Source organism: Polynucleobacter sp. CS-Odin-A6 (assembly GCF_018882095.1).
GTDB lineage: Bacteria > Pseudomonadota > Gammaproteobacteria > Burkholderiales > Burkholderiaceae > Polynucleobacter.
Genome location: NZ_JACVPD010000001.1, coordinates 128724 through 148690, shown reverse-complemented (window position 1 = coordinate 148690; position 19967 = coordinate 128724). Strand labels below are relative to the sequence as shown.

Below are 19967 nucleotides of genomic sequence, written 5' to 3'. Positions count from 1 at the left end.
TGTTTACTCTACTGAAACCATCGCTAATGACTGCCGCAAGATTGTCCGCCAGCAGCATTCATTGGAGCATCCCGCTCTAAACCGGCAGCGGCTAATTTATCCAAATGCTCCTGCCATAACTGCTCATGGTTTTCGCATAAAAAGTATAAAAAATCCCAAGTATACAAACCTGAATCATGCCCGTCAGAGAAAGAAGGCTTGAGCGCATAGCGTCCCACTTGCTCTAGGTTAGCAATCAAAACCTCACGTTTACCGGTTTGTAAAGTCTCCTGCCCAGGTCCATGGCCCTGAACTTCAGCTGAGGGCGAGACTACCCTTAAGAACTCAAAAGGGAGGCGATAAGTATTGCCATTGCTATAGCTCAGCTCTAATACTTTGGATTGCTGATGAACAAGAATATTAGTTGGAATCATTAAACTAATACCCTTTCAATACCGCCTTGATTGGCTTTGGCAACATACTCTTGCATCCAGTCGGGGCCCAATATCTTTTGGGCCATTTCGACCACGATGTAATCTGCAGTAGTACCGCTATCAGCATCAAAGCGCGCTAAACCCTGTAAGCAGGATGGGCAGCTTGTCAGCACCTTCACATCGCCAGTGAAGTTCCCTTTACGCAACTCATCGGCACCCTTTTCCATTTCAATCTCCTTGCGGAAACGCACCTGAGTGGAAATATCCGGACGGGTTACCGCCAGCGTTCCAGACTCACCACAGCAACGATCGTTCTTTTGAATCGCCTTGCCATCTTCTAGTTGTATTAGCTCATTCACTGTTTTGAGTGGGTCTTGCAACTTCATTGGGGAGTGGCATGGATCGTGGTACATGTACTTCACACCCGTCACATTGGTCAGTTTGACACCCTTCTCGAGCAGATATTCATGGATATCAATAATGCGACAACCAGGGAAAATCTGCTCAAACTGATAACCCGCCAACTGATCGTAGCAAGTTCCGCAAGAAACCACGACGGTTTTGATATCCAAATAATTGAGCGTATTTGCAACCCGATGGAAGAGAACACGGTTATCCGTAATCATCTTGTCCGCTTTATCAAAGTCGCCATTGCCACGCTGGGGATAGCCACAACAGAGATAGCCGGGGGGCAAGACGGTTTGCACCCCTACATTCCACAGCATGGCCTGTGTTGCTAAACCTACTTGTGAGAACAAACGCTCCGAACCGCAACCCGGAAAATAAAATACCGCTTCAGTATCAGCAGAAGTGGTTTTGGGATCCCGAATAATGGGGACGTAATTCGCATCCTCAATATCTAAAAGTGCACGAGCCGTTTTCTTGGGCAAGTTGCCAGGCATCTTCTTATTCACAAAAAAGATGACTTGTTCTTTTATATTTGGCTTGGTCACCGTTGAAGGGGGGTGTGCAGTTTGCTTGCGAGCCCACTTACGGAAGATATCATTACCAAAACGCTGTAACTTATAACCCCAACCAATCATTGTCTTGCGAACTAAATTGATCGTGTCAGGATCAGTCGCATTTAAAAAAAGCATCGATGCTGTTGTTCCAGGATTGAAGCGTTGCTGACCCATCTTGCGCAATAAATTACGCATGTTCATCGTCACTTCACCAAAATCAATATTGACTGGGCATGGTGTCAAGCACTTATGACAAACCGTACAATGCGCCGCGACGTCATCAAACATCTCCCAATGGCGAATCGATATGCCACGACGCGTTTGCTCTTCGTATAAAAAGGCTTCAATTAACAAAGAAGTCGCCAAAATTTTATCGCGCGGGCTATAAAGTAAATTCGCTCGTGGTACATGGGTAGCACACACAGGCTTGCACTTACCGCAGCGCAAACAATCTTTCACACTATCAGCAATCGCACCGATATCGCTCTGCTGCATGATGAGGGACTCATGCCCCATCAAACCAAAACTTGGGGTATAGGCAATACTGAGATCGGCATGCGGCATTAATTTGCCTTTGTTGAAGCGACCCTCTGGATCAACACGCATTTTGTACGCGCGGAAATCCTTTAGCTCTGACTCAGACAGATACTCTAACTTCGTAATGCCAATGCCATGCTCACCAGAAATAACGCCATCTAATGAGCGAGCCAATTTCATAATCTGATCGACAGCACGATGTGCGTCTTGCAGCATTTCATAGTCATCCGAGTTCACCGGAATATTGGTATGCACATTTCCGTCACCGGCATGCATATGCAGCGCTATGAATACTCGCTTACGCAGAATTTTTTTATGGATCGCTTCCAGTTCACTCAGAATGGGCTCAAATGCGAGGCCACCGAAGATAATTCTGAGCTCAGCCCGAACTTCCGTCTTCCAAGAAGCTCGCAGGCTGTCACTTTGCAGATCGGGGAAATAGGCATCCATCTGCGTAAGCCAATCAGACCAACGTTCTCTGACCTTATTAATTAACTCCAGCGCCTGCTGAACGCGATCACCCAAAATTTCTGCAGTGGGGATTTCGTAGTCTTCGGATGCCTTTCCTAATGGCAATGCCTTCTTCTTCAAGAATATTTCAAGACCATCGAGTATTTGTAATTTATTTTTTAATGAGAGTTCAATATTGAGACGCTCGATACCATCGGTGTACTCACCCATGCGTGGCAACGGAATCACCACATCTTCATTAATCTTAAAAGCATTGGTATGGCGTGCGATCGCCGCAGTACGTGCGCGATCCAACCAAAATTTCTTACGCGCTTCAGCACTCACAGCCACAAAACCTTCGCCAACCCGATTATTGGCCATGCGCACGACTTCACTAGTCGCTGCAGCGACAGCCTCTTCATCATCGCCAGCAATATCACCAATCAATACCATCTTTGGCAAGCTCTTACGCTTCGATTTAGTGGAGTAACCAACTGCTTTCAAATAGCGATCATCCAAATGCTCTAAGCCAGCTAAGATAGGACCACCATTTTTAGATAAGCCATCTAAGTACGCTTTAATCTCGACAATGCTGGGGACTGCTTCACGTGCCTGCCCGAAAAACTCTAAGCAAACGGAGCGCATGTACTTCGGCATACGATGCAAAATCCATGTGGCGCTCGTAATTAATCCGTCACAGCCTTCTTTTTGTACGCCAGGCAATCCTGATAAAAACTTATCAGTCACATCTTTACCTAAACCTTCTTTACGAAAGCGTTTGCCCTCTACTTCCAGAATTTCTGTTTTTAAGATACGTTCGCCAGGCTCACTAGAACCATCGGACCAAGTTAATTGAAAGCGCACGTTTTCTACAACGTGAATTTTTCCAAGGTTATGATCCAAGCGTTCTACATCTAGCCAATTGCCCTCTGGATCGACCATGCGCCAGCTAGCTAAGTTATCTAATGCCGTGCCCCATAAGACTGCTTTTTTACCACCAGCATTCATCGCAATATTGCCACCAATACAACTAGCATCTGCAGAAGTAGGGTCAACTGCGAAGACTAAGCCGGCACGCTCTGCGGCATCTGCAACTCTGCGCGTCACCACACCAGCGCCAGTAAAAATAGTTGACACTTCCTGGTCTACGCCTGGCAAACGCTTCAACTTGACGCTATCAATTTGTTCAAGCTTCTCAGTATTGATGACTGCCGACATGGCATACAGTGGAATGGCGCCTCCGGTATAACCAGTGCCGCCCCCACGCGGAATAATCGTGAGACCTAATTCAATACAAGCCTTCACTAAACCGGGAATTTCAGATTCGTAATCGGGCTTGAGTACTACTAGCGGAAATTCAACGCGCCAGTCAGTGGCATCAGTCACATGCGCCGCACGTGAGACGCCATCAAAGCAAATATTGTCAGGAGCGGTAATGCGGCCTAGCTCTTTACGAGCCCGCTTTCGCACCTCAGCGACTTCTTTAAAGCCCTGCTCAAAACTGTCAACAGCATGATGGGCGGCATTTAATAAGACCTGAACTTGCTCAATAGACTCAACGCTCGATCTCTTCTTTACCTCGCCCAGACGATGCCACAGGGCATCAATCATTAATTGACGGCGATTGGCGTTATCCAACAAGTCATCTTGTAGAAAAGGATTACGTTGAACTGCCCAAATATCGCCCAATACCTCGAATAACATACGAGCCGAACGGCCAGTACGACGAACCCCACGCAAATCACTTAAAACGCGCCAAGACTCCTCTCCCAATAAGCGAATGACGATTTCGCGATCGGAGAAAGAGGTGTAGTTGTAAGGGATTTCTCGGAGGCGAGGTAAATCTGCTTCTGCATCGAGCAACTGATTCAAAGCGAGTGGAGCGTTCATGGAGTCATATCTGGTAAATATGCATTTTAGTGGAGGGAGATCGATATTGGCAGGAAACCAAGAAAGATGTCGATCAAAGCGATAAACCCTTGCAAATTTAAGGGCTTAGAGCCCATTCATGGTACGCTCATTGCATGGCAACGAATTATTTAAAGAAAATTTTATCGGCCCGAGTCTACGATGTGGCTAGGGAAACAGAGCTCCAAGCAGCCCCCGAACTCGCCAAGCGCTTAGGTAACCAAGTTTTACTCAAAAGGGAGGATAACCAACCGGTTTTCTCCTTCAAACTTCGTGGCGCCTATAACAAAATGGCGCATTTGCCTCCAGAAGCACTAAAAAGAGGCGTCATTGCAGCCTCAGCAGGTAATCATGCCCAAGGCGTTGCCCTCGCAGCGGCAAAAATGAAGTGCAAAGCGGTCATCGTGATGCCCCTCACGACCCCGAGCGTCAAAATCGATGCGGTCAAGGCGCGAGGCGGGTCTTGGGTCGAGGTGATCTTGCATGGTGAATCCTATAGTGACGCGTTCAAATACTCCGAACTTTTAGAGAAAAAACGGGGTTTAACTTTTGTACATCCTTTTGATGATCCCGATGTCATTGCTGGACAAGGCACGATTGCACAAGAAATCTTTCAGCAATACCAAGAGCCGATTGATGCCATTTTTGTGGCGATTGGAGGTGGTGGCCTAATCTCCGGCATTGGTGAGTACGTCAAGGCAGTTAGTCCCAAGACTAAAGTCATCGGTGTTCAGTCAGTAGATTCAGATGCGATGAGAAGATCGCTAGAAGCCAATAAGCGCATCGAAATAAAGGATGTGGGTCTCTTTTCAGATGGCACTGCAGTGAAGTTGGTAGGCAAAGAAACTTTCCGCATTTGTAAACGGGTTGTGGATGAGATTGTCACCGTAGATACCGATGAGATCTGCGCAGCCATCAGTGATGTGTTTACTGACACCCGCAGCATTCTGGAGCCTGCTGGCGCTTTAGCGATTGCGGGCATGAAGAAGTATGTTGAAAAACATCGCCTTAAGAAGAAAACATTAGTAGCCATTGCTTGTGGCGCGAATATGAATTTCAGTCGCCTAGGCTTTGTGGCTGAGCGTGCTGACGTTGGCGAATTCCGTGAAGCGGTTTTTGCAGTCACTATTCCGGAGGAGCGCGGCTCCTTTAAACGCTTCTGCGAATTACTGGGCAAGCGCAACGTGACAGAATTTAACTATCGTATCGCTGATCAAAGTGAAGCGCATATCTTCGTTGGCATTGGGACACAGAAGGCGTCAGATAGTGAAACTATTGCTAAACATTTCCGTAAAGCAAAATTTGCAACGATCGATCTGACTCATGATGAGCTCGCCAAGTCTCACCTACGTCATATGGTGGGGGGCCACTCTGCACTAGCAGAAGATGAATTGCTCTACCGCTTTGAATTTCCTGAGCGTCCAGGTGCACTGATGAAATTTCTAACTAGCATGGCGCCCAACTGGAATATCAGTCTTTTCCATTATCGCAACCACGGTGCTGACTATGGTCGCATTCTAGTTGGTATTCAAGTACCAAAAAATGAGCAGAAGAAGTTTAAAAACTTTTTGGTTTCACTCGGTTATCCACATTGGAATGAAACCGAAAATCCAGCTTATCGTCTGTTTCTTAAATGAGCGTTTTTATATAAGATCGAATTCGTAAATGTCATACACCCTCTCTGGAAAACTCGTTGTAGCGATTTCATCGCGCGCATTGTTTGACTTCGAAGAAGAAAATCGTATCTTCGAATCAACTGATGACAGTGCTTATATGAAGTTGCAATTAGAACGCTTATCTGAAGCAGCTCAGACCGGGGTTGCCTTTCCCCTGGTAAAAAAATTACTGGCTTTTAATGAAGAGGGTGAGCAACGTGTTGAAGTTGTGATCCTCTCGCGCAATGATCCCGTTAGTGGCCTCCGGGTATTTCGGTCTGCGGAGCATCACGGCTTACGTTTGGAGCGCGGTGTATTCACCCGAGGACGCCCACCCTATCACTACTTAAGATCGTTACAAGCGAACTTATTTCTCTCTGCTAACGAAGATGATGTGCGTGCGACGATTGATGCAGGCTTTCCTGCAGCACGTGTCTACCCAGAATCGAGTAAAACTGCAGAGTCGCACCCTAAAGAAATCCGCATCGCCTTTGACGGAGACGCAGTACTTTTTTCAGATGAAGCAGAGCAAGTGTTTCAGAGCGAAGGCTTGGTGGCTTTTGTTGATCATGAGAGCAAGAAGGCTGCTATCCCATTGCCGCCAGGACCATTTAAGCCTCTGCTAGAAGCGCTGCATCGATTACAACGCTCGACCAGCGAGAAAGGCATGCGGATCCGCACCGCCCTAGTGACCGCTCGCTCTGCACCTGCACATGAGCGCGCCATACGTACCCTAATGGCTTGGGGCATTGATGTTGATGAGGCGATGTTTCTCGGCGGACTTTCTAAAGGGGAATTCCTACGTGAATTCGAGCCAGACTTTTTCTTTGATGATCAAACCGGTCACTGCCAGTCCGCTGCATCAGTAGCGCCTACTGGTCATGTCGTATCTGGCGTATCTAACAAACAAAAAACCTAATGCCTACGATTTCTCTTGGTCAAGCAACACCATACCCCGATCAATATGATCCAAGCCTGCTATTTCCTATTCCGCGGGCTGAGAATCGTCTAAAGCTTAATATCAAACCGAATCAGGCACTGCCTTTTGTAGGCGTGGATATTTGGAATGCCTTCGAGCTCAGCTGGCTGAATAAAAAAGGCAAACCGCAGATTGCTTTAGCAGAATTTCAAGTGCCAGCTAACTCGCCAAATATGATTGAATCCAAATCATTTAAGCTCTATCTCAATAGTTTCAATAGCGCTCGCTTTGAAGATGAAAGTGAAGTACGGGATCGATTGATCGTAGATTTATCAGTGGTGGCTGGCAGCAAAATTTCTACTCGCATTCATCCAACTGAAGTAGTTGCTAAACAGGGGATGCAAGAAATGAGCGGGGTACTGATGGACCGGCTTGATATAGATGTAGATCCAAACTTAGCAGCAGATCCCGCTTTACTAGAGGTGAATGAATCATTTGGACCCATTGAGCAGTGCTTGGTTTCTCATCTACTCAAATCTAATTGCCCCGTTACAGGTCAGCCCGACTGGGCGAGCGTACAAATTCGTTATCAAGGGCGCCCAATTCTTGAAGAAGGTTTATTGCGCTACCTGATTGGCTTTAGGCAATTGGGTGAGTTTCATGAACATTGCGTTGAGACAATTTTTTGCGATATTAAGAGACAGTGCAAACCAGAGAAGCTCTCCGTCTATGCTCGCTACACTCGCCGTGGTGGCTTAGATATCAACCCTTTCCGCACCGATCACAATGCGCCTTGGCCGGAAAATACGCGTCATGCTAGACAGTAATCGAAATATATTGATAAATAAAAAGCCCTTCGAGAAGGGCTTTTTATTTGAGGCAGTTCTAATGAACGCAATATTTAAAACGGAATATCGTCATCCATTGCGCCAAGTGACGCAGCATTAGAAGATGCTGGTGCAGATTGCTCAGCCGGCTTTGAGCGGCTGTAGCTTTCACCACCATCACCACCGCCACCTACTGGCTTGCCACCGAGCATTTGCATGGTTTCTGCAACAATCTCGGTAGAATATTTTTCTTGGCCACTAGCATCAGTCCATTTACGCGTCCGCAAACGACCTTCTACATAAACCTGCGAACCTTTTTTAAGATACTGGCCGGCAATCTCTGCAAGCTTTCCAAAGAAAGCAACTCGGTGCCATTCTGTGGTTTCTTTCATTTCGCCAGACTGCTTATCTTTGTAGCGATCTGAAGTCGCTACTGAAATGTTGGTTACTGCGTCGCCACTTGGCATGTAGCGTGTTTCTGGATCACGTCCTACATTACCTACCACTATGACCTTATTTACCGAAGCCATGTTGTCTCCCGAAGAAAAATAATGCGATTAATTAAATCTGAAATGTAGCTAAAAAATAAAATGGAATCAGTAAAGCTACGACTATGCCTTTGCAGTTAAATCCTTTGAATCCACTGTTCTCGCAGGTAACTCGCGCATTGACCAAGCAATTATAAGCCAGCATAAAAGCAAGACTGCACCACTGAAAAAGACCGATAAATTACCATGGCTATCCATTAGCCAGCCCCCAATGACAGCCCCCATAAAGAGTCCAATCGACTGGGTAGTGTTGTAAACACCGAGAGCAGTGCCCTTGGATTCTTTTGCATAACGGGTGACCAAAGAGGGTTGTAACGCTTCTAGTAGATTAAAGCCGATAAAATAAATCAACAGTGCCACAGCGATGAGCATCACAGATGCAGCTTGAGTGAAGATGATTTCAGCAACAATGAGGAGAACGATCGCTATCAATAAAACAAGTCGGATGCGCTGTTTTTTTTCGCCGTAAATTAAGAGCGGAACCATAAATACAAAAGAGAGCAAAACGACTGATAGATAGACTTGCCAGTGTGCACTCAATGGAAATCCCGCCTCTTCTAATAAGCGTGGCACCACCAAAAACATCGCTACTTGGGTAGCATTTAAAACAAATACGCCAACATTGAGGCGCATGAGCTCTGGGCGTAAAAATACGACTTTGAGTGAATCTTGTTGCGCCTGAACTTCAGGTTTGTTATTTGGCAATACAAAATAGGCTACTACCATTGCCACGGCACCTAAGATTGCCAATACCAAAAACATCCCGCTAAGGCTAATCATGCGATAAAGCGGGGCAGCAACTACCAGAGATACCGCAAATGATAGAGATATGCTGGCGCCAACCAAAGCCATGGCTTGACTACGCACTTGCTCCCGAGTCAGATCAGCAACCCAAGCAGAAACCGCAGCAGAAATGGCGCCAGCACCCATGACACCTCTTCCAATTGCAATCCAAAGCAGATCGTCCTTGGTGGCGCAAATTAAGGCTCCCGCAACAAACAAGGACAGACCCCATAAAACGACCGTTTTTCGACCGATTCGATCAGAAAGCCTGCCCAAGGGAATATGGAAGCAGGCCTGAACGATATTGAAAATTCCCAATGCCAGCCCGATCAAAAAGGCTTGATCGCCCCCAGGCAAGTCTTTGGCGTGAATGCTAAAAACGGGCAAAAGCAGGAAAAGGCCCAGCATACGAAGGCCAAAGATGCCTGCCAAGGCAAGAGCGGAGCGAAGTTCAGAAGAATTCATGGGAAAGGGCTATATTAACAAGTTACGCTAAAAAATCATGAATAACGAAATCAAGATCCGCGGTGCCCGCACCCACAACCTCAAAAACATCAATCTAGATATCCCTAGAGAGAAATTAGTCGTTTTGACTGGTCTTTCTGGCTCTGGGAAAAGCTCTCTCGCTTTTGACACCCTGTATGCCGAAGGTCAGCGTCGCTACGTAGAATCCCTCTCTGCTTACGCCCGCCAGTTCCTTCAATTAATGGAAAAGCCGGATGTCGACACGATTGAAGGGCTCTCTCCTGCGATTTCGATTGAGCAAAAGGCAACTAGCCATAATCCGCGCTCAACCGTAGGGACAGTGACCGAAATTCATGACTACCTGCGTTTGTTATTTGCCCGCGCTGGCACTCCGCACTGCCCAGACCATGATCTCCCATTAGAGGCGCAAAGCGTTTCTCAAATGGTGGATACCGTTTTAGCGATGCCCGAAGACACTAAACTCATGATCCTTGCTCCAGTAGTGAGTGAGCGTAAGGGAGAATTTGTTGATTTATTTCAGGATCTCCAAGCCCAAGGTTTTGTCCGCTTTCGGGTGCGCTCTGGTGGCGGTACAACCAATGCCGCCAAAGCAGAAATATTTGAAGTCGACCAATTGCCGACACTTAAGAAAAACGATAAACACTCCATTGAAGTGGTAGTGGATCGGATTAAAGTTCGCCCGGATATTCAGCAACGTTTGGCAGAATCTTTTGAGACTGCCCTACGCCTAGCTGATGGCAAAGCCATGATCGTCAATATGGATACGGGCAAAGACATGATTTTCTCGAGCAAGTTTGCCTGCCCCATTTGCTCCTACTCATTACAAGAACTTGAGCCGCGACTATTCTCATTCAATAATCCCATGGGCGCCTGCCCGTCTTGCGACGGCTTAGGTCATCAATCTTTTTTTGATCCAAAGCGGATCGTTGCTCATCCAGACCTGTCTTTAGCATCCGGTGCCATCAAAGGCTGGGATCGTCGCAATCAGTTTTACTTTAAGCTTTTGCAGACGCTAGCAAAGCATGGCGGCTTTGATGTTGAGAAACCATTTGAAACGCTCAATAAGAAACAACAAGATTTGATTTTGTTAGGCTCGGGTGACATTACCATTCCGTTTGAATACATTAATGAGCGCGGCAAAAATAGTATTCGTGAGCATGCCTTTGAAGGCATTGTTGCTAACTTTGAGCGACGCTATCGCGAGACTGACTCTGCGACGGTGCGAGAAGAATTGTCTCGCTATCAAAATGTGCAAACGTGCCCGGCATGTAGTGGCAGTCGTTTACGCAAAGAAGCGCGCTTTGTCAAAGTGGGTGATGGCAAGCAATCGCGCGCTATTTATGAAATCAGTGCACTGCCTTTAAAAGAAGCCAAAGAATATTTTGAAGCACTAGAGCTTAAAGGCGCCAAGCGAGAAATCGCCGATAAGATTGTAAAGGAAATTGGCTCGCGGCTGCGTTTCTTAAATGATGTGGGCTTGGACTACCTCTCACTTGAGCGCAGTGCTGATACGCTCTCTGGTGGCGAGGCACAGCGTATTCGGTTGGCATCTCAGATTGGTTCTGGTCTTACGGGCGTGATGTATGTATTAGATGAACCCTCCATTGGATTGCATCAACGAGACAATGATCGTCTCATTGGTACCTTGAAACACTTGCGTGATTTAGGGAATAGCGTGCTGGTAGTTGAGCACGATGAAGATATGATTCGCGCTTCCGACTATGTCATTGATATTGGCCCTGGTGCCGGGATTCATGGTGGTGAAGTCGTCGCTGAAGGTACTCCTGCCGAAGTGGAAGCCAATCTAAAGTCTCTGACAGGCGCTTATTTATCTGGTCGGGAGTGGATTGCCGTTCCTGAAAAACGAATTCCGGTCAATGACAAGTTCTTAGAAATTATTGGAGCACGAGGAAATAACTTGCAAGCAGTTCATGCAAAGATTCCTGTAGGCTTGTTAACCTGTGTCACTGGTGTCTCTGGCTCTGGTAAATCCACCCTTATCAACGACACACTACATCACGCAGTTGCGCAACATATCTATGGCTCTAATGCAGAGCCCGCAGCGCATGATGCGATTAAGGGTCTTGAGAATTTTGACAAGGTCATTAGCGTTGATCAATCTCCGATTGGTAGAACGCCCCGCTCTAACCCTGCAACTTACACCGGACTATTTACACCCATTCGGGAACTCTTTTGCGGCGTCCCCGCTTCGCGCGAGCGCGGTTATGAAGCCGGTCGCTTCTCTTTCAATGTCAAAGGGGGCCGGTGTGATGCCTGCGAAGGTGATGGCGTTATTAAGGTAGAAATGCACTTCTTGCCGGACGTCTATGTCCCGTGTGATGTGTGTCACGGTAAGCGCTATAACCGTGAAACCTTGGATATTCGCTACAAAGGTAAAAATATTCATGAAGTGCTGTCGATGACCATCGAGCAAGCACATGAATTCTTTGAAGCAGTACCCATAGTCAAACGCAAACTCAAAACCTTGCTCGATGTAGGATTGGGCTATGTCAAACTAGGTCAAAGCGCCACTACTTTATCCGGCGGCGAAGCACAACGCGTCAAACTCTCCTTAGAACTTTCAAAGCGTGACACTGGTAGGACTTTGTATATTCTGGATGAGCCAACTACGGGCTTGCACTTCCATGATATTCAACTGCTGCTAACCGTTCTGCAGACCTTGAAGAAGCAAGGCAATACGATCGTCATCATTGAGCATAATTTAGATGTGATCAAGACTGCCGATTGGATTATTGACTTAGGACCTAAAGGTGGCGCTGGTGGTGGGCAGATTATTGCTACAGGCACACCTGAAGAAGTGGCAAAAAATAAAGCTAGCTTTACAGGTCATTACTTGGCGCCATTACTGATTCGGAAACAGGTCCCAGCTAACAAGAAGAAGTAATCAGAGCAACTTAGATTCGGCTAGATCCGTCGCCTCTGAGTTGCCTGAGAGCACCAGGATATCGTTAGCCTGTAGACGCAATTCTGGAACGAGCTCTAGCTTGATGTAGTCAGAGCCGCCTATCTTCCGTCTCACCGCCTGAATACTCACACCTTCGTTTTCGAGATGCAATTCTTCGAGTGTTTTACCAATACTGATGGATTCTGGTAACAAGGTTACGGAGTGCAAACGCCAGGATTCATTAGATCCAAAATCCTCATCAGCAGCGCCACGGAAGTAGCCCCTTAATAAACTATAACGGGCTTCACGCGCACTTGTAATGCGACGTACCACCTTACGCATGGGTACGCCCATCATCAGCAAAACATGCGAGGCCATCATGAGGCTACCTTCAATTAACTCTGGTACAACCTCAGTTGCTCCAGCAGCTTGAAGCTTAGCTAAATCGGCATCGTCTTTAGTGCGCACTAGAACAGTCATACCGGGACGGAGATGCTCCACCTGATGTAATACTTTTAATGTGGCAGGGGTATCTGCATAAGTAATGACCACTGCTTTTGCCCTAGCCAAACCCGCAGCAACTAAATAGTTTTCTCTACTAGCATCGCCATAAACCACATTGTCGCCGGCAGCGGCAGCCTCTTTCACGCGATCGGGATGCATGTCTAAAGCAATATAGGGGATTTTTTCTTGGTCTAGCATCCGTGCCAGACTTTGGCCTGAGCGACCAAAACCACAAATCACTACATGGTTTTCAGTACGGACACTTTTTGCCGCTACTCGCGTGAGTGCCAATGATTGCAAAAGCCACTCGTTACTCGAGAAGCGCATGGCAATCCGATCGCTGTATTGAATCAGGAAGGGTGCGCCAAACATCGATAACAACATCGCCGCTAACACTGCTTGACTAAGTGCAGGATCAATCAAATCTAAACCATCAATTTGATTTAATAAAACGAAGCCAAATTCACCTGCTTGCGCTAAACATAAACCAGTCCGAATAGAGATGCCTGGGCTCGAACCAAAGGCACGCGATAGTAAAGCAATTAAGCTAAACTTAAAAATCAACGGGCCTATTAATAGTAGCAAGACTAATAACCATTGCTGATAAATCACCTCAAAATTTAGCAGCATGCCAATCGTAACAAAGAACAGGCCAAGCAGAACATCCTTAAATGGCTTAACGTCTTCCTCCACCTGATGGCGGTATGGCGTCTCTGCAATCAACATGCCTGCCAAGAAAGCACCTAGCGCTAGGGACAATCCAAAATGCTCTGTCAGTCCAGCCATACCCAAAACAATCAGCAGGAGATTGAGCATGAAAAGCTCTTGGGAGCGCAATTTAGCCACCAAGCCAAACCACCGGCTCATCAAGGTTTGCCCAATTACAAAAATGAGCACAAGCGCCACCGTAATCTTGATAGAAGCTGCAGTAAGCGCAAGGAATAGATCCCCTGGATTTTTACCCAATGAAGGTAGCAAAATTAAGAGGAAAACGACTGCCAAATCCTGAAATAGCAAAATACCGATGATGTTCCGACCATGCTCAGTTTCAACTTCAGAGCGGTCTGAAATGAGCTTGGTCACAATTGCGGTGGAAGACATTGCCAAAGCGCCACCGAGCGCAATGGCAGCCTCCCAGGAAATTGGGTAGATCCAGTTCATGAGTAGGCTAGCAGGGATCGCCAAGATCATGGTCAAAATGACCTGGCTGCCACCGAGCCCAAAAACAATGGTTCGCATAGCCCGCAACTTATGGAGGTTAAATTCCAAGCCAATCGAGAACATGAGGAAAACCACGCCAAATTCGGCTAAATACTTCACCGTAGCCGAATCACTGGCCAATCCGAGGGCATGGGGACCAATGAGGACACCAATGGCTAAATAGCCCAAAATAGGGGGTAGCCCAAAATAGCGGAAAATAACTACCCCGGCTACTCCAGAGGCCAGCAAGATGAGAGTTAACTGAAGGACTGACGGCATATACTCACCCCATGATAGCTAAGACTCGTGACCGAACCCTAAAGCTTGCCCGCGACACCCTCACCATTGAGGCTGCTGCACTGCACACCATGCGTGACCGCCTTGAAGGCGCGAATGCTGACGCCTTAGTTTTAGCGGTCGACCTGCTTCATTCCTGTAAAGGTCGCATTGTGGTTTCTGGGATCGGCAAATCGGGGCATATTGCCCGTAAGATTGCTGCCACCTTTGCCTCCACAGGCTCCCCCGCATTTTTTGTTCATCCTGCTGAAGCTAGTCATGGTGACTTGGGTATGGTAACTCGTGACGATGTCTTTGTTGCTTTATCAAATTCTGGTGAAACCGATGAACTGCTGACTATTGTTCCAATCGTTAAACGTACAGGCGCAAAACTGATTGCACTCACCGGCGCACCACAATCCTCAATAGCGAAATTGGCAGATGCCCATTTAGACACTAGTGTTGAAAAAGAAGCTTGCCCTCTAAATCTTGCACCGACTACTAGTACAACCGCTGCGCTAGCCATGGGAGATGCGCTCGCAGTTGCATTGCTAGATGCTCGCGGCTTTCAAGCGGAAGATTTTCAACGCTCCCACCCGGGTGGGCGCTTAGGTCGCAAACAGCTCATGCACGTTAGTGAAGTCATGCGAACCCTAGATGAAACTCCGAAAATTGCAATTTCTGCTTCACTCCAAGAAGCGCTTCTAGAGATGACTGCCAAGCGAATGGGTATGGTTGTGACTTTGGATCATGCAAATAAAGTCACCGGCATTTTCACGGATGGCGACTTACGACGCCTGCTTGAGAAAAGTACCAATCTAGATGGGCTCACTCTAAAGCAGGCCATTACCTCAGCTCCTCGCACCATTCCTCCTGAGCTGTTGGCAGAAGAAGCTATTGAGATGATGGAGAAACATCGCATCAACCATTTAGTAGTAACCGATTCTCACGGCACATTGCTTGGCGCACTCAATCTACACGATTTGTTTGCGGCCAAGGTCATTTAAGACAGTCTCAAACCTTCATCGATCTCTACCTATGCCAACCGCTTTTCATCCCCATAACACTAACCCATTAAGCCAATATCCTCAGGCTTGGGATCGCGCTGGCACAGTAAAACTCTTGGTATTAGATGTCGACGGCGTTCTCACAAATGGTCAGGTATTTATTGGCGATGATGGCAAAGAATCCCTTAAGGCTTTTGATATTCAGGATGGATTGGGAATCAAGCTTTTAGAAAAAATTGGTATTTCTACTGCCATCATTACAGGGCGTAGCTCTAAAATGGTGTTGGCGCGCTGTGAAGAGCTCGGCATTAAACATGTCCAAATGGGCGTTGAAAATAAGGCTGCGGCTTTAGAAGAGATTGCGCAAAGTCTCGGACTTAAGTCTAGCGATTGCGCAGTTATGGGTGATGATTGGCCTGACTTCCAAATGATGAAGTCTGCCGGATTAAAGGTGTGCCCTGCGCAAGGCCATGAAGCCGTAAAAGAAATTGCTCACTTTGTTACCTCCCGCTCTGGGGGTAGTGGTGCAGTACGCGAACTCTGCGATCTGCTTTTGAAAGCGCAAAATCGCTATGAAGAATTGCTTTCACAGGCGCGCGCTTAAGACCTTCAGCGATGCCAATCAACGCTCAAAAAATCAAACTCAGCATAGGGCAAGCCTTATTACGCCTCACGCCCTTAATCTTGATGGGCACACTCACTCTCGCGACGTTTTGGCTGGTAAAAAAAAATGTACCAGCTGAAAAATCCGCCATAGAACGAGTTCGGTTACATGAACCTGATTACACTATTACGAGTGGTGCACTTTCCGCCTTAAATGAATTCGGCAACACTAAATATCGTGTACTTGGCAAAAAAGTGATCCACTATGATGATGACGCTTCAATCGATATTGAAACACCCCGTATACGTCTGTTCCCGCCGGAAAAATCACCAGTCACCGTCAAGGCAGATACAGGACATTTAGATGGTGACCTCACTACTCTAGATCTAATTCATAACGCAGAAATTTTTAGGCCGCCCCAAGCTGCCACAGCGACTGAGCCTGCAAGACCACGCATGCTTGCACGCTCTTCTTATTTCAAAGTGCTGATTAACGATGACATTATTAAGACGGATAAGCCGATTACACTTGAGCAAGGCGTCTCCATCATGCAGTCAACTGAAGGTGGCATTTTCAACAACATCGAGCAAAGCATGGTTTTATCAGGGCATGTAAAAGGTCGCATAGAGCGTATAAATCCGGGAGCACAGCCATGAACCTGATGCCCTTCAATGTATTGCGTCACTTAACAATACTTACTTTGGTATTGGTATCCGCCATCACTAATAATGCCCGTGCTGAAAAGGCAGATCAAGACAAGCCCGTCATTTTAGAGTCTGAAAAGGTATCAGTAAATGATGTGCAGCAAGTCTATGATCTTGAAGGTGGCCTGCTCCTTACCAAAGGAAGTATTCTGATTACTGGCGAGAAAGGCAACATCAAGGTTGACCCCGAAGGCTATGAATACATTGATGTGCAAGGTAAACCTGAATCGACTGCTAGCTTTAGACAGCGGCGTGAAGGCCCGGCCAATGAGTTTATGCAAGGTACTGGCCAAACAGTTTCTTACAACGCCAAAACTGAACTCCTAATCCTTACCGGGGATGCTAGCTTAAAGCGCCTCCATAATATGCAAATGCTCGATCAATTACGTGGCTGGAAAATTGACTATAACGACGTCACACAGCGCTATCAAGTCTATCCTCCTACTAATGCCAAAGTGGAGGATCTACCGCTCGCTAGAGCCCTCCTTTCACCAAGAAGAAAAGCTACACTAGAAAAATGATCCCCGATTCAAGCGGCACTCAAAAATCAGCAACCTTAAGCGCTCAGCTTCTCCAAAAGCGCTATGGTTCTCGCACGGTAGTGCGGGATGTTTCATTGGAAGTAAAGTGCGGAGAAGTAGTTGGGCTCTTAGGACCAAATGGCGCCGGCAAAACGACCTCTTTTTATATGATTGTTGGCCTGGTTCCTTTAGATGGTGGCAGTATTGTTTTAGACGACACTGATATCACTCGCCTGCCTATTCATGAGCGAGCCCGTATGGGCTTGTCCTACCTCCCGCAAGAAGCTTCCGTTTTCAGAAAGCTCAATGTGGCTGAAAATATTCAGGCGGTGTTGGAGCTTCAAGTGCAAGGTGGTAAACCTCTGAGCAAGCCTGAAATTGCCCATCGCTTAGATGAGCTGTTAGGCGAACTTCAAATTAGCCATCTGCGTGATAACCCAGCACTTTCTTTATCTGGCGGAGAGCGTCGACGGGTTGAAATCGCCAGAGCCTTAGCCTCACAACCGAAGTTCATTTTGTTGGATGAGCCATTTGCTGGAGTTGACCCTATTGCAGTTGGGGAGATTCAGCGGATTGTGCGCTTCTTACGAGACCGCCAAATTGGCGTGCTCATTACAGACCATAATGTTCGTGAAACTTTGGGCATCTGTGATCACGCCTACATTATTAGCGAGGGTAGCGTTTTGGCGGAAGGGAAGCCAGATGAAATCATTGAAAATGACGCCGTCAGAAGAGTCTATCTGGGTGAAAACTTCCGCATGTAAATAGGCTGGTTTTTCGCATATTTATTAAATAAAAATGATCTGCCCCCTTGGTTTTCAGCAAAATGACTGATACGCTGGAGGCTCATGAAGTTCATTTCCGTCTAAACAAGTTCAACGTTACTGGGGCATGCTGCGCACCCCGGGGAATTATTTGCGCATGCATTTTGTTTTGCTATGAATAGGAGCTGCTGATGAATTTAAAAATTAATAGCCGTCATGTCGAAGTTACCCCAGCTATGCGCACCCATCTCGAAACTGGGTTGGCCAAAATTCGTAAACACTTTGACCACGTCCTTGACGCCTCTGCATTTTTAATTATTGATAACGCCAAAGAAAAAGATCTTCGTCAAGCTGCTGAGATTACTATTCACCTTAAAGGCAAGGAACTGTTCGCCGAAGCACACAACGCCGATCTTTACCACGCCATGGATGCAGTAGTCGAGAAACTCGAGCGTCAAGTGATTAAACATAAAGAAAAGATCCAAGATCATCATCACGAAAAGCATTTTGAGTAATCATTTACTTCAGGACACCTATAATCATTGGATATGAATGCCCTGACTGATCTTTTTACCCTCGACCGCATTGCCTTAGATAATCCCGCTACCAATCGGACCGAGGTATTTGCGACCGTAGGGAAGCTATTTTCGAAGCAAGCTGGCCTTGAAGCTGATGCAATTGTGGGTTTTCTAAATGCCCGGGAAGACTTGGGCTCCACCGCCCTGGGAGCAGGTGTTGCCATCCCTCACGGACGCGTCAAGGGACTCAAAAACCCGGTTGCAGCATTCGTGAAATTAAAAGAGCCAATCGAATTTGCTGCACCCGATGGGGAGGCTGTCTCTATTCTGATTTTTCTACTTGTTCCCGAAAAGGCAACTCAGCAGCATTTAGAAATTTTGTCCTCAATTGCGCAGCTGTTATCGGACCAAGATACCCGTAAGTCTCTTGCCTCAGAAAATAGTCCAGAGAAGGTGTGTCAACTTTTACAAACGTGGGGGGTTGCTTGACAACTCAGCCCTTACTACTAGAGGGAGTGACCGCCCAGCAGATCTTTGATGACAACGTCTCAGACTTAAAACTTTCCTGGATTGGGGGACTTGAAGGGGCAGACCGCACTTTTCCTCCAGAGGCCGTTAAAGCAGCCGCAGCCAGTTCTGACTTGGTGGGTCACTTAAATCTGATTCATCCAAGCAGGATTCAGATTTTCGGCGAACAAGAAGTCGACTATCACGCCGAACTTGAGCCAAAGCAAAGACAAGAGCAAATCTCTAACTTGATTTCAAAAACGCCACCTTGTGTAATTGTGGCAGACGGTAAAGCAGCCGACCCCGATCTACAACTCTTTTGCCAAAGATCATCCACAGCTCTTTTTACTACTGCGGTTTCTGCTGCTGAGGTCATTGACCATCTGCGTATCTATCTCACCAAAATTGGTGCGCCTCAGATTACTATGCATGGCGTATTTATGGATATCTTGGGCTTAGGTGTATTGATTACTGGTGAGTCTGGCCTAGGCAAAAGTGAATTAGGTCTGGAACTGATTTCTCGCGGTCACGGTCTAGTGGCGGATGATGCAGTTGATTTTGCTCGCCTTGGCCCAGACTATGTTGAAGGTCGTTGCCCCACGATCCTGCGCAACCTGTTGGAGGTTCGTGGACTGGGCTTACTAGATATTCGCACCATCTTTGGTGAAACCGCTGTGCGCCGAAAATTGAAATTACGCTTAATCGTGCAATTAGTGCGTCGTAATGATGGTGAGTTTGAGCGCCTGCCTTTGGAAGCACAGCATATTGATGTTTTAGGCATCGGTATCAGAACTGTAAAAATTCAAGTGGCTGCAGGTCGTAACTTAGCCGTTCTAGTCGAAGCTGCTGTCCGCAACACCATTTTGCAATTACGTGGCATTGACACCTTAAAAGAGTTTATTGAGCGCCAGCGTATGCAGATGATCGCAGAGGCAGAGTTAAGTAAGTCACAGGGTCGCCTCCTCTAAT

At 46.9% G+C, this 19967-nt stretch carries 17 protein-coding genes; 12 read left to right on the top strand and 5 right to left on the bottom strand.

Translation table 11 applies throughout. The features are described from left to right. Positions 1-23: 23 nt before the first annotated feature. The gene (locus tag ICN15_RS00825; RefSeq protein WP_216200616.1) at positions 24-413 is read right to left on the bottom strand and encodes a gamma-butyrobetaine hydroxylase-like domain-containing protein; all 390 of its coding nucleotides are present in this window, start codon (positions 411-413) and stop codon (positions 24-26) included. Then, the gene (locus tag ICN15_RS00820) at positions 413-4252 is read right to left on the bottom strand and encodes an FAD/FMN-binding oxidoreductase (protein WP_216200615.1); all 3840 of its coding nucleotides are present in this window, start codon (positions 4250-4252) and stop codon (positions 413-415) included. The genes ICN15_RS00825 and ICN15_RS00820 overlap by 1 nt, the downstream gene beginning before the upstream one ends. A 134-nt stretch (positions 4253-4386) precedes the next feature. On the opposite strand from ICN15_RS00820, the gene ilvA reads away from it, so the two are divergent. Genes ilvA through queF form a run of 3 tightly spaced genes read left to right on the top strand, consistent with a single transcriptional unit; the run spans position 4387 to position 7671 of the window. Next, complete coding sequence (gene ilvA, locus ICN15_RS00815) at positions 4387-5907, top strand: threonine ammonia-lyase, biosynthetic (RefSeq protein ID WP_216200614.1); 1521 nt, start codon at positions 4387-4389, stop codon at positions 5905-5907. Between the two features lie 28 nt (positions 5908-5935). Continuing rightward, on the top strand, positions 5936-6844 hold the full coding sequence (locus ICN15_RS00810) for a 5'-nucleotidase (RefSeq protein WP_216200613.1): 909 nt from the start codon (positions 5936-5938) through the stop codon (positions 6842-6844). Then, positions 6844-7671 carry an NADPH-dependent 7-cyano-7-deazaguanine reductase QueF gene (gene queF / locus ICN15_RS00805; RefSeq protein ID WP_216200612.1) on the top strand — a complete coding sequence of 276 codons (828 nt, stop codon included), beginning with the start codon at positions 6844-6846 and terminating at the stop codon, positions 7669-7671. Before ICN15_RS00810 ends, queF begins: the two co-directional genes overlap by 1 nt. A 74-nt stretch (positions 7672-7745) precedes the next feature. Here the strand turns inward: queF and ssb are convergent, their stop codons facing one another. Then, positions 7746-8201 carry a single-stranded DNA-binding protein gene (gene ssb, locus ICN15_RS00800; RefSeq protein ID WP_216200611.1) on the bottom strand — a complete coding sequence of 152 codons (456 nt, stop codon included), beginning with the start codon at positions 8199-8201 and terminating at the stop codon, positions 7746-7748. 81 nt (positions 8202-8282) lie between these two features. Beyond that, entirely contained in the window at positions 8283-9467 is a 1185-nt protein-coding gene (locus tag ICN15_RS00795) for an MFS transporter (RefSeq protein ID WP_216200610.1), read from the bottom strand. 37 nt (positions 9468-9504) lie between these two features. On the opposite strand from ICN15_RS00795, the gene uvrA reads away from it, so the two are divergent. Continuing rightward, positions 9505-12393, top strand: a complete 2889-nt coding sequence (gene uvrA / locus ICN15_RS00790; RefSeq protein ID WP_216200609.1) for an excinuclease ABC subunit UvrA — start codon at positions 9505-9507, stop codon at positions 12391-12393. Here uvrA and ICN15_RS00785 read toward each other — a convergent pair whose 3' ends face one another. Further along, complete coding sequence (locus ICN15_RS00785) at positions 12394-14376, bottom strand: monovalent cation:proton antiporter family protein (RefSeq protein WP_216200608.1); 1983 nt, start codon at positions 14374-14376, stop codon at positions 12394-12396. A gap of 11 nt (positions 14377-14387) precedes the next feature. On the opposite strand from ICN15_RS00785, the gene ICN15_RS00780 reads away from it, so the two are divergent. From ICN15_RS00780 to hprK, 8 genes are all read left to right on the top strand, one after another. Next, entirely contained in the window at positions 14388-15380 is a 993-nt protein-coding gene (locus ICN15_RS00780; RefSeq protein WP_216200607.1) for an SIS domain-containing protein, read from the top strand. Positions 15381-15411: 31 nt separating this feature from the next. Continuing rightward, positions 15412-15984, top strand: coding sequence for an HAD family hydrolase (locus tag ICN15_RS00775; protein WP_216200606.1), 573 nt, complete (start codon positions 15412-15414; stop codon positions 15982-15984). Between the two features lie 11 nt (positions 15985-15995). Further along, entirely contained in the window at positions 15996-16640 is a 645-nt protein-coding gene (lptC, locus tag ICN15_RS00770; RefSeq protein ID WP_216200605.1) for an LPS export ABC transporter periplasmic protein LptC, read from the top strand. Next, positions 16637-17209, top strand: a complete 573-nt coding sequence (gene lptA / locus ICN15_RS00765; RefSeq protein WP_216200604.1) for a lipopolysaccharide transport periplasmic protein LptA — start codon at positions 16637-16639, stop codon at positions 17207-17209. The genes lptC and lptA overlap by 4 nt, the downstream gene beginning before the upstream one ends. Then, a complete protein-coding gene (gene lptB / locus ICN15_RS00760; RefSeq protein WP_216200603.1) occupies positions 17206-17973 on the top strand; it encodes an LPS export ABC transporter ATP-binding protein in 768 nt (255 codons plus the stop codon). The genes lptA and lptB overlap by 4 nt, the downstream gene beginning before the upstream one ends. Positions 17974-18164: 191 nt before the next feature. Beyond that, positions 18165-18488 (top strand): ribosome hibernation-promoting factor, HPF/YfiA family, encoded by a 324-nt coding sequence (gene hpf / locus ICN15_RS00755; protein ID WP_216200602.1) that lies wholly within the window; start codon positions 18165-18167, stop codon positions 18486-18488. A gap of 33 nt (positions 18489-18521) precedes the next feature. Then, entirely contained in the window at positions 18522-18980 is a 459-nt protein-coding gene (locus ICN15_RS00750; protein WP_216200601.1) for a PTS sugar transporter subunit IIA, read from the top strand. Beyond that, positions 18977-19966: an HPr(Ser) kinase/phosphatase gene (gene hprK / locus ICN15_RS00745; RefSeq protein ID WP_216200600.1), complete on the top strand. Its 990-nt coding sequence runs from the start codon at positions 18977-18979 to the stop codon at positions 19964-19966. The genes ICN15_RS00750 and hprK overlap by 4 nt, the downstream gene beginning before the upstream one ends. Position 19967 lies beyond the last annotated feature (1 nt).